Origin of the sequence: Alkalibacterium gilvum (assembly GCF_900109085.1) — a bacterium.
GTDB classification, from domain to species: Bacteria; Bacillota; Bacilli; order Lactobacillales; family Carnobacteriaceae_A; genus Alkalibacterium; species Alkalibacterium gilvum.
Map to the genome: position 1 here is coordinate 22,683 of NZ_FNYW01000021.1, position 12,119 is coordinate 34,801.

Sequence of the window (12,119 nt, forward strand, 5' to 3'; positions counted from 1 at the left end):
TTAATTTTATCACATTTATTTTTTTAGTTAAATTTTTTGACAATACTGGTCACTTTTTGCAATATATAGTGTAATTTATGATGATTTCGGAGTCAAATATTCTGATAAAATGAATTATGATGTCATTTGAACAAAAAATATAGGAGGAGTCTTTTATGAAAAAAGGATTACAGATAGTCCTAGTAATGATACTGTTTATCCAACAGTTGATGATGCCGGTTTCTGTTATTGCAGAAGAATTTTCAGCAGATGAGGATATCAACTTCAAGACAGTTAGACTGGTCGATGAGAATGGGGAAGCCATGGATACTGTGGATAATGCTTCACAAGTAACCCTGGAATTAGAATGGGAAACGACTCAAGCAGGAGAAAGCGAACGAACACTTTATTTCCCTGAAACATTGACCGCGCATCCAGGGACTCAAAACTTGAGAAATGATCTTGGAGATGAGGCAGGCGTATACATACTGACTGAAAAACAGTTGACGCTGAAGACTCAAAAATCTGAAACAACTCAATCTGGAACGCTACGATTTTCAGCGAAATTAAATACCACAGAAGCTGAAAAACAGACACTCACCTTTTCTTCAAAAAGTGACACGTGGCGTTTAGATGTAAACGTCACTCAAACTTCAGAAGAAGAAGCAGGTAAAGATGTTGAAGAAAGTACAGAACAAGCAGAACAAACAGATAAAGAAGCTTCAGAAAAAGGAACGTCAAATAATTCTGAATCTGATGAGATAACTTCTGAAGGCACAACAGAAATAGAGAAAACTGAAAAAAAGGCGACCGAAAATACTGAAAAAGATGCAGACATTCAATCAGACAAAGAAAAAGCGACGGATGAACCTGCTGATTCTAAAAAAGCTAATAATACTGAAAACTCAGATGCTGTAGAAGCTGATAAAAAAGAACCTGTTTCTACACTGGCCGAGGTTGGTGACCAACTGAAATTCAGCTCTGTATCGTTTACAGACGGCAATGGGACAGAATTCAGTGCAGATAATCCTTATCATTTAGATGCTTCACCCATTGGCAGACTTTCACTTGACTGGTTCCTGACGCAAGGCCATACGGTGACAGAAGGTGACACATACAGCTTCCAGCTTCCTGATACGTTTAAACCGGTATCTGGAACATCAGGTAATTTGGGCGAAGTTGGAACCTGGACAGTCAACGCTTCTGGTCAAGTGACCTTTTTATTCAATGAAGCCGTTGATGGTGATGAAGTAAATGGGTCGTTCTGGTTTGAAGTGTCCCTTGATGAAGAGGCATTGAGCGACGAAATCGAGCAAGAGGTAAAGTTTGATGTCGATCCTGAAACGACAGTAAACTTCCCTGTCACACCAAAAGGCAGTGGATTGATCGATAAAAAAGGAACCATTAATAATGAAGGATTTAATTCGAGCGAAGCGTATTGGACGGTAGATATCAATACGTCACTCAAAAAAATGGTTGACCCAAATATTTCGGATGTTATTCCAACAAACATGAGATATAAAGAAGGCAGTCTTGTCATAACAACCTTGAAAATGACGCCACAAGGTGACCGAATCGAGAAAGAAACATTAGCTCCAGAACTTTATTCGGTTTCAACAAATAATGGTAAACTTGTCGTTGATTTAGACGGTTTGACTGAGGACCAATTAAACCAAGCTTACAGGCTTGACTATGCGACTGAAATCGTTGAACCAGACGCAGGCTTCGATGGCAGCCAGAGATTTCAAAATAAAGCTGTCCTATCGAGTAATGGCTCTACTTATGATGCACGGTCAACGGTATCGAGTGGTTATGGAAAGGCAATCGAAAAGCTTTCTCCAGAATATGATCGGAAAGAGCAGTCCTTTGACTGGACGATCAACTACAATTACAATGAAAAACGAATCGACCAAGGGAGTGCCCAGTTAAAAGATACATGGACGCCTAAAGGACAGATGGCTCTTGACGAGAATTCACTAAATGTTTATCCTGTAACGATCGATGAGAATGGAAATTCAACCGTTGCAACAAATCCAATCGATCCATCCCTTTATGACTTAACTGTCAATGCGGATGATTCTGGATTCGAGCTGCAATTTAATGAGGCAATTGATAGACAAGCCTATCAAGTCCGCTACACGACGAATTTAGTTGGAGATAAAGGAAACAGTGTGATTGAAAGTGATGGTAGTGTCTCCAATAAAGTCAATACGGGAACCGAACACTCTGATGGCAGCAGTGGTAAGTGGGGCCAGCAGGGTATAATCAAAAAACATGTCAACACAGATGTTGGTAACAAGCAGATTGACTGGCAGATGAAAATCAATCAAAATAGTTATCTGATGGAAAACCTCGTATTGACAGATGTCTTTAAAAACGACGGACTGACCTTAATGGAAGAGGACAGCAACTATTCTAATTACACACTTAAACTTCTAGAAGAAGATGGAACAGAATATACAGGTTATACGATAGACTATACGGCTCCAGAAACAAACAAACCGGGCCAATTTGTCATCACTTTTACAGAATCTATCGAACGTCCGCTGACTCTAAATTATTCGACTCACTTTGAACGTAATACAGACGGTTCGGCCTCGTATAGAAATCAGGCAACGATCGACTGGACTGAAGGCGGTAAAGACTATACAAGTGATTCCGGTGAAATTTCGAGTGGAGACACAGGACTGACTTCTGTAAACGGTGTGAAAAACGGACAATATAATGCAGTGACGAAGAAAATTACGTGGTCCGTTTACGCAAACTACGCACGCCTACCGATAAAAGACGACTTTGAGATAAGTGATGTTTTGCCTGAACATCAAGAATGGCTAAGCGATTCCTTTGATGTCTTTAGCTACGAAGTCAATGCTAAAGGAGACATCATCAATGAAGAAACCCTTGATGCATCACTTTATACACTGACATTTACTGAAGGGGAGAACTCAGCGTTTTCTCTGAAATTGTCCGATGCAATGATGGATAAGAAACAGGCAGTAGGTGTACGCTTTTCTACAGAATTCAGCGATGGCTGGGTTAGGGATGCACGGGTCAAAAATAAAGCAAAAGTTGTCAATAACAATGAAACGATCGATTTAGATGCAGGCGTGAAAATTCCTTTCGGTGGCGTGTTTGCTGACAAGAATGGTGTACAAACAGGCGAATTCTCTGAACGTATTGATTGGGAAATCAGTTTGAACCCTAACCGATCGGTCATTTCGAATTTTAAGTTGACGGATACACCTGACTTGAATTCCCGTTTGCTGAAAGATACATTCGTTCTTTATGAAGCGAATGTCAATAAAAAAGGACAGCTTTCTAAAACAGATAACGTATTAACTGAAGGCGAAGACTATAACCTAAACATTAAAACTGATCAGGAAAATGGGAAACAATCCTTCGAGCTTTCATTCCCTGAAGAGATCGATCAAGCTTACATTTTAACGTATAGTTCTTACGTCGACCCTCTTGTTTCTAAAGGAGAAGCTATTAATAACGCCTTTACAGCTGAAGGGACGACCACTGAATATAAGGAGTTGACAGAAGATGAAGTCAATGTCTTTAAATCCAATGCTGGTGGTGGCGATGGTACAAGTGTTAGAGGAAACCTTGAAATCAGAAAAGTCGATACGAATGGTAAAGATTTAGCTGGTGCAAAATTCCAGTTATTCACTAAGAACGGCGAACAGCTTCTTAGAAGTGGTGAGACGAACCAAGATGGCAATGTTCAATTTGGTGGCCTGAGACGAGGAACCTATTTGCTTAAAGAAGCGAAAGCTCCTGAGAGATATGTAGTCAGTCCCGAACTGGCAGAAGGAAAAGAAATCACACTTGATCACGAAAAAGATCAAGGTGTCGTTGTCTTTGAAGCAGCTAATCGCCTTACACAAGTGAAGGTAACGAAAGTATCCGTTGACGGACCGATTCAATCCGATGTTGTTTTCTCAATATTGGACGAAAACAAAAACGTTTTAAGAGACTCAGTTACTGCTGAAAAGGGACAGCTTGTTATCGAAGACCTGGATCCGGGTAGTTATTTCTTGAAAGAAGAGCGTGCTCCAGAAGGATATATATTAAATACAGAGCTCGTTCCGTTTACCGTTAAAATAAATGATGACGGCACTCAAAAAATTCCGAACATGAAAATTGTGAACTATAAGGGAAGTGTCACATTTGAGAAAATAGACGTTGACGGTAAACCACTTTCTGGTGCAGTTTTTGAAATAAAAAATCAAGATAATGAAACAATCAGAACACTTGAAACAAATAAGAACGGGAAAGTATCCGCGGCTGACTTAGCACCTGGTGAGTATACGGTGCATGAAACAAAAGCGGCTGAAGGCTATATTTTAGATACTACGGTTCAACGGTTTGTTGTTGAAGACGAACAAGCCGGCAAACCTGAAACGATTCAACTGGACACATGGGTCAACTATCAGGGAGCCGTAAGATTAATTAAAATGGATGAGCAGAAAAATCTTCTTGAAGGCGCAACGTTTGAATTACGTCAAGGAGAAACAGTGATCGCTGAAGAAACCACAAATAAAAAGGGTCAACTGACCGTGACTGGTCTAGCACCAGGAAACTATACATTTAAGGAAGTGTCTTCACCTGACGGCTTTATTTTGAATTCAGATCCAATCACTTTCGAGGTCGCAGCAAAAGAAGCGGGCGAACCGGAACTGATTGTCTTGGATGAATTCATCAACTACAAAGGGAAAGCAGCGTTAAACAAGATAGACGCATCCGGAAATGCTTTGGAAGATGCAGGCTTTGAACTGAGAGATGCAGAAGGGCTTCTGATAGAAGGAAACCTTGTGTCAGACAAAAACGGTGAAATAAATGTGGATGGTTTAGCTCCTGGCTCATACACTTTTGTGGAAACCAAAGCACCTGAAGGCTACATTTTAAATACTGAAGGAGATTTCTCGTTCACGATCGATCCGGTACAAAGCGGAAAAGTCGAAGCTATCGATGCTGGTGAACTAATCAACTACAAGGGTACAGCTGAGTTGATAAAAACAGATGTGAATGAAGAACCACTAGCTGGTGCAGAATTTGAACTGACGAATGCAGAGGGAGAAGTCGTTCAGGAAAAACTCGTTGCAGATGAAAATGGTAAAGTCACAATCAGCGAATTAGGGTCTGGCGACTATACGTTAGTAGAAACGAAGGCACCCGAAGGCTACATGCTTAATACCCAAACCGTACCTTTCACTATTGTCGAACAGGCAAAAGGTGAACCAAAAGCATTGGAACTAGGCACATTTACTAACTATCAAGGAAGAGTTCAACTGGAAAAAGTAAATCAAGCAGGCGATCCTTTAGGTGAAGCGACGTTTGAGCTTACTGACGATACTGGAGAATTAGTTGAAACCTTAACAACTGATGCTGAAGGAACACTTACGAGCGGACCTCTTTCACCAGGCGATTATACTTTGGAAGAAATCAACGCACCAGAAGGTTACATTATCAACGAAGAAGTACTGACATTTACAGTTTCCGAAGAAAATGACGGTAAGCCTGAACAAATTGAATTAGGACAATTCACCAACTACCAAGGAAATGCTGAATTCATTAAAACTGATGCAGAAGGCAAACCTTTAGAAGACGCCCACTTTACACTTTACAATGGTGAAGAGGTTGTATCAGACAACCTTGTTTCGGATGAAAATGGTAGAGTAGTTTTAGAACAATTGTCACCAGGACAATATGTCTTGAAAGAGACAAAACCGTTAGATGGTTATATCTTGAATACCGAAACAATCGCATTTGAAATAGATGAATCAAATAATGGTAAACCAGCGATGATTGGTTTAGGCGAATTTGTTAACTATAAAGGAACTGTCCGATTGCACAAAACAGATAAACAAGGGCAACCTTTAGAAGGAGCAGAATTTGAACTGTTGCAAGACGAAACAGTTCTCTCTGCACACACAACAGATGAAAATGGTGAAATTACTGTTGATGGTTTGGCTCCAGGGAACTATCAATTTATGGAAACCAAAGCGCCAGAAGGTTTCAGTGTTAACACGACACCGATCGACTTTGAAATCATTGGAGAAAACAAAGGTGAACCGACTGTTGTAACCTTAGCCGAGTTTGTAAACTACAAAGGACAGGCAGTCTTTGAAAAAACAGACAGTCAAGGGAACCCATTAAGTGGTGCCATCTTTGAGTTGAGAGATTCTGAAGGTTATCTGATTGAAAAAAATCTTGAATCAAACGACGAAGGACTCGTTTACGCAGATGACTTGGCTCCTGGTTCTTATCGATTTGTAGAAGTCAAAGCCCCAGAAGGGTATCTTTTAAATACAGAAGAAACAGACGTCTTCACGATCGACGCCTCCTTTGAAGGTGAAATGCCAGTCGTTGATGCGGGAACACTGATCAACTATAAAGGCTCTGCCGAATGGATAAAAACAGATGCGGAAGGTAATGAATTGGAAAACGCCGTGTTCGAGTTAACTGACAGTGAAGGAGCAATTGTTGAAGATGAGTTGCGCTCTGACGCTAATGGAAAAGTCATTGTTGATGGCTTAGTACCTGGTGAGTATACACTTGCTGAAACCAAAGCACCGAATGGCTTCATTCTAAATACCGAAAGGGTTACTTTTGAAGTAGATGCTCAGGCTGAAGGCGAACCGGCGGTACAGACATTAAGTGATTGGGTAAACCATCAAGGCTCACTTGAAGTCTTGAAGACCGATACACTAAATACCTCACTTGAAGGTGCAGTATTTAGTCTGATCGACGCGAACGATCAAGTCTTACACGAAAACCTTGTAACAGATTCAGAAGGACGCGTATTCGTTGAAGGACTTGCTCCTGGAGACTATACATTAGTTGAAACGCAAGCGCCAGATGGCTATGTATTAAATGACAATCCAGTAGCTTTGACCATAACTGATGAACACGCAGGCAAACCTGAGACGATTACTGTTCAAGTTGAAAACGAGAAAGTGGTAGAAGAGGAACCGTCAGACGATCAAGATCCTGACGAAAAGCCTGAAGATGAAGATCCATCTAACGAAGACTCCGACTCAAATGACACTCTTCCACAAACGAGTGTTTCATCCTTTGCATTATTGACAAAGGTTATGGGAATAGCTTTACTCTCAGTTGGACTGTATGTAATCAGAAAACAGACAAAGAAGAATTGAATGAAGCAGTAGATTTAGACCTATAAAGTATTTAAAAAGGATGATCAGCAATGAAGAAGAGGACCCTACTTTTTGGCGTCATCGGAGTTGTTTTGGGTGCGCTATTGATATTTTTCGAACCTTTAACCGATTGGCGCATAAATAACCTGTCCCATGCAGTCGTCGAAAATGCCGAAACATCTGAATCAAAACCAGTTGATACAGACACGCATTATGATTTTGATGAAGTGAAAGAATTGTCCTTTAGCTCATTGCTGGCCTTTCCAAATGCTGAAGATGTAGTGGGGATAGGAACACTCATAATGCCAGAAGTCGATATGACTATACCAATACTGAAAGGACTGTCCGAAAAAAATTTGATGGCAGGAGCAGGAACTATGAAAAAAGAACAGATTCCTGGTGAAGGTAATTATGCTATTGCCGGACACAATTGGCGCGACCGTGCAACACTTTTCTCTCCTCTTCACAAGGCTAAAGAAGGTATGAGTATTTTTTTAAAGATTGGTGATGAAAAGTTTGAATATCGTGTTTCCAACATTGAAACAGTAGAACCCACACGTATTGACATCATAGAAGACCAAGACGAACCGTTGCTCACTCTTGTCACATGCAATCATGACGGAACCGAACGACTCATCGTTCAGGCAACATTAGTTTAGTGAAAAGACTCCCACACAAATGAGGTGTGGGAGTCTTTTTGTCTGGAAAAATTTTATATAAGGTGTTCAAATCTGGGTTTCTTAAGAAGCGAAGCCTAAAATTCTGCTCACTGCTTAAGAAACCTTATTTACTTAAGGAGTAGATGACCGAAAATGGTTGAACTTTTTAAGAAACAAGCTTTTCTTAAGAAGTAGACGATAATTAAGCTATAACTTGTACATATAAAGGATAAAACCAATTCAATACTGAAGATTTTTTCAGCACAGCTGTAAAAATCCACAACGTTAGAATATTATTTTACCTTCCTACCTAATAATATTCAGCATGTTTTGGCTCAACGGGTTTACGACTGAACGTAACTAAGGCGCCAAGACCTGTAATAGCTACGATTAACGCGATGATCCATCCAACATAAGGGATCAGCATCAAGAGTTCTAGAATAAAAAGACCTAATGTTACGTGCAGGAATTCCTTGCCTAAGCTTTCTCTTTCGTAGGCTTTGGTTATTTGAGAACCAATGAATAATGCAACGATTATTTTTGCGATATAGAGTGCGATCCAGTATAGGGCGGAGAGTATGATTCCCATTGGTATACCGATAATAGTGACCATAAGCAGTACTGTCACTAAAGGTGTGGCAATTAAAGCCAACAAGCCGAATCCCATTGTCTTAAGCGGGATTGTAGCAATGGATTTGGTACTATTCATCCAAAATTGTGGGCGTAAAAGTCGGATGAACAACCACACTATTAGAGCGGAAATCAGACTAAATAAAGCAAAGAGTATTCTGAACATCCATCTTTCTGTTTGGCTAAATGAAAACATTGTACTGTCAGTAGGTTCTGTCTTTGTATAGTAAGTCTGACCGGCGATTCTCGCATTTTGTGAAATGTCTGCTTCGTTAGGGCTGTTGTAGGTAAAGTTTCCTTCTATAGAAGCTGAATCATTTAAAGTAACTTCTTCACCATATATAGTAGCGTCTCCTCCGACACTGCTGTTCAAAATAACAGATTCACCGGCTCCAAAAAGATGGCGGGGGACTGATCCACTTTGAATCACATCCATACCGGCAATGAACAAGTCTCGACCGATTACTGAATTTTGCTCGACCCTGACTGTTTTACCAGTCATAAATACATCACTGTTATTTGTCCCGTCCATGCGGATGGTTTCGCCCACGCCATAGATATTTCCATTGACTTCACCCCTTATTTGAACCGATTCACCCACAATGAAAAGTGAACCATTAATGTCTCCATTGACTTGGACTTGTTCGCCGAAAACAAACGTTGTCCCATCGACATTGCCGTCAATTTGAATGGCTTCTCCATAGAAGAAACCTGGCCCGTCAATCGTTTGTCCTTGTTCCAGGGTGTCGCTTGTCTGATTGTTATTCGCAAGGGTTGTAGCTGAGACCGTTCCGGCTAACGAAATAAAAGAGATAATGAAAAATATGATGACTGAGAGATGATTAGATTTACTTTTGTTCTTTGTAATCATTGTCAAAACCTCCTGGATTGACCTGGTTTTTCGACCAATTAAATTAAAGTTATTCCACTTCTTAATACCTGAATATCTTATCAATAGCTTACCACTGATAAGGTACGAATCGTTAGCAAAACAATTCTATCAATTTCAAATGAAAGATATCTGAAGTTACTGTCATTTAGTAAATTTCATCATGTTTTTTGATATTATATAATTGGTATGACATTTACTTAAAAAGCTTAGTGGTTATTACATACAAAGCAATAAGGATACTATTGTAAAGGAAGGAATATGTTGTTTTATGTTTATACCGGTAAGTTGAAGTGGAAAACTCTTAAAAAATATTTTGATAAGTTGTTATAGTGAATAGTTATGGTAATATATAAATGACTTCAGCACAGAACCTTAATAACTTGAAGGAGGAGATTATTTTGACAAGAAAAATTTATACAGGTAAAAAAACCACATCATCCGGTCCTTATTCACATGCAGTGGATGCGTCGGATTATTTATTTTTCTCAGGACAGACTGCGCACAATGCAGTGGGGTATTCTGGAGAGACGTACGATATCGCGACCCAGACTGAAATGTGTTTTGCTCATTTAAAAGATGTGATGGATGAAGCCGGCAATACTTTAGAGGACGTCGTAAAAGTAAATGTTTATCTCACTGGGATGAAGCACTTTGACGAAATGAACGCTGTTTATACAAAAATGTTTAATGAGCCTTTCCCGGCAAGAACGTGTGTCGCTGTTTTGGAATTGCCGCTTGGAGCGGATGTTGAGATCGAATGCATCGCCAAACGGTCATTGAACAAGTAGTGAATAGTTTTTTGAGCTTTTCTTAAAAAGTTCGTGGTTTTACTAGAGCAACTTCTTGAGATAACGGTTTTACTTAAGGAGTTTTCTCTAAATTGAGCGGAACTTCTTAAGATAATGCTTTTTCTTCATGAGTGAGAGTTTTTGAACCCTAAACTACTTAAGAGAATTAGAAAACCGCTTTAAACAGAAAAATATAATTATTTTTTAGTGATATTCTTAAAAAAAAAAATCAATTTTCAAGGAGGAACGCATGGATAAACGACTGCTACTGTTATTTACGATACTATCAACACTCCCATTAGCTGCTTGTGAGGCGATCGAACCCGCCCTGGACGAAATCGTTGAAGAAAATCTCTCGAAAACGACAGATGAAATTAGAAATGATACGATTGAAGAAGACGGCTACTACAGTACACCGGAAGACGTGGCTCTGTATTTGCATACATATGACGAACTGCCCAACAACTATTTAACAAAAGATGAAGCGCGTGAACTGGGGTGGAAAGCGAGTGAAGGGAATCTGTGGGAAGTGACCGAAGAAATGCTTATTGGTGGGGATTATTTTGGCAACCGTGAAGGACTTTTACCAGAAGAAGATGGCCGTGATTATTTCGAAGCCGATGTCAATTATGATGGTGGCTATCGTGGTGCTGAGCGACTAGTTTACTCTAATGACGGACTAATTTATTATACGGATGACCATTACGATAGTTTCCAGCAGCTTTTTGGGGAGGACGAATAAATGCAAATAGTGAGACTGGATGGCCAATTTATGCGGGACGCGGAATCTACCCACCACTATATTCAAGAACAGCTTGATCTACACGGTTACTTTGGACAAAACCTCGATGCTTTGTATGACGTTTTAAGTGTTTATGATAAAGAGATTTGCATCATTCTCACCAACGAACCTTTAATGCACGCGTTTCTGGGAGAATACGGCCAGCAACTCATCCAAACGTTTCAGGATATAGATAAGATAAATGAAAACATTCAGTTTAATGTCTTATAAAAAGGAAAGTATTGGTTTTATTTAAGAAGTGAATAGGAAAAAGACGAAAAGTACTAAAGATAACTGGATATCTTCAGTACTTTGCTTTTACCAAATTGTAACTGCTTAAGATAACCAATTAGCTTAAGTAGTTGAGTCAATATTAACGAGAACTACTCAAGCAATCACGCTATTACACATAATAGGTGCCACGACTACAACTTTTAAGGCAGTAATTCTTTCTTAGTACCGCCTGGATGCGTGATTTTGACAAGTCATTCTCACACCACAAGGAAATAATATTTTTATCCAGGCGACTTGTAGGAAAAAGTAGGCGAAATTCCTCAATACTTCGATGAATAGCTGCTGAAATGTTTTCTTTTGAAAAGCAGACTGTGCATATTCGTGTTTGTCTCGTAGTTTCATACTGGAATGATCCACATTTTGAGCAGATGATTCCCTTTTTAAGCTGATCAATAGAATAGTTTTCCGGTAAATTAATTGGGCGGTATGAGTCGTCGTGCAAAGATATCAATTTTTCTGCTATTCTTTTAGTATTTGCTTCATCAGCTTTGATGGTTTCTGAGACAGAATTGAAATGGTTTACCAATTGACCTTTGAAAATGACGGCACTTTGTTCCGGAAAGTTGTAAACGAAAAAGTCGGGATTTACGAAAACGACGTAGGCACTGATTTCTCGGTCAAGTCCTAAATCTTGTGTAAAAGTGTACAGTAGTTACTTTTATCAATACGTATTCTATTGTGCCAGGCTCCACCTGGCATTACTTGATATTAAAGTGTAAATCAAAAACCGATTTACACTTTAATATCAAGTGCCATTTTCCTTCTCATGACTTTCGTCATTAGTTTATTATGGGACTCGTATATTCCTTTAAAAATTTATTATTATTTTTTTGCCATTTTTCGTGGTTATCTAATAACACTGCCCCGATTAATCGAACGGCAGAAGAGATATTAGGAAAGATTGAGACAACTTTTTCTCGCCGTCTGATCTCT

7 protein-coding genes are annotated in these 12,119 nt (G+C 39.5%); 5 read left to right on the forward strand and 2 right to left on the reverse strand.

What is annotated here, in order from left to right; genetic code table 11:
• Nucleotides 1-155 precede the first annotated feature (155 nt).
• Nucleotides 156-7,142, forward strand: a complete 6,987-nt coding sequence (locus tag BMX83_RS06400; protein ID WP_091634911.1) for a SpaA isopeptide-forming pilin-related protein — start codon at nt 156-158, stop codon at nt 7,140-7,142.
• A 50-nt stretch (nt 7,143-7,192) separates the two neighbouring features.
• On the forward strand, nt 7,193-7,801 hold the full coding sequence (locus BMX83_RS06405; protein ID WP_091634914.1) for a class A sortase: 609 nt from the start codon (nt 7,193-7,195) through the stop codon (nt 7,799-7,801).
• A gap of 310 nt (nt 7,802-8,111) precedes the next feature.
• On the opposite strand, the gene BMX83_RS06410 is transcribed toward BMX83_RS06405, so the two are convergent.
• The gene (locus BMX83_RS06410; RefSeq protein WP_091634916.1) at nt 8,112-9,302 is read right to left on the reverse strand and encodes a DUF8173 domain-containing protein; all 1,191 of its coding nucleotides are present in this window, start codon (nt 9,300-9,302) and stop codon (nt 8,112-8,114) included.
• A 419-nt stretch (nt 9,303-9,721) separates the two neighbouring features.
• Between BMX83_RS06410 and BMX83_RS06415 the strand changes: the two genes are divergently transcribed.
• The 3 genes from BMX83_RS06415 (at nt 9,722) to BMX83_RS06425 (ending at nt 11,123) form a co-directional block, all read left to right on the forward strand.
• A complete protein-coding gene (locus tag BMX83_RS06415) occupies nt 9,722-10,111 on the forward strand; it encodes a RidA family protein (RefSeq protein ID WP_091634919.1) in 390 nt (129 codons plus the stop codon).
• Nucleotides 10,112-10,361: 250 nt separating this feature from the next.
• Nucleotides 10,362-10,853 carry a ribonuclease domain-containing protein gene (locus BMX83_RS06420; RefSeq protein WP_091634922.1) on the forward strand — a complete coding sequence of 164 codons (492 nt, stop codon included), beginning with the start codon at nt 10,362-10,364 and terminating at the stop codon, nt 10,851-10,853.
• Nucleotides 10,854-11,123 (forward strand): barstar family protein, encoded by a 270-nt coding sequence (locus tag BMX83_RS06425; protein ID WP_091634924.1) that lies wholly within the window; start codon nt 10,854-10,856, stop codon nt 11,121-11,123.
• Between the two features lie 842 nt (nt 11,124-11,965).
• Here the strand turns inward: BMX83_RS06425 and BMX83_RS06430 are convergent.
• Nucleotides 11,966-12,119: transposase (locus BMX83_RS06430; RefSeq protein WP_177170526.1), on the reverse strand; the 154-nt coding region annotated here is incomplete at its 5' end.

Coding starts and splice junctions, on each gene's coding strand:
- BMX83_RS06400 (WP_091634911.1), top strand. CDS start 156: ATGAAAAAAGGATTACAGATAGTCCTAGTAATGATACTGTTTATCCAA.
- BMX83_RS06405 (WP_091634914.1), top strand. CDS start 7,193: ATGAAGAAGAGGACCCTACTTTTTGGCGTCATCGGAGTTGTTTTGGGT.
- BMX83_RS06410 (WP_091634916.1), bottom strand. CDS start 9,302: ATGATTACAAAGAACAAAAGTAAATCTAATCATCTCTCAGTCATCATA.
- BMX83_RS06420 (WP_091634922.1), top strand. CDS start 10,362: ATGGATAAACGACTGCTACTGTTATTTACGATACTATCAACACTCCCA.
- BMX83_RS06425 (WP_091634924.1), top strand. CDS start 10,854: ATGCAAATAGTGAGACTGGATGGCCAATTTATGCGGGACGCGGAATCT.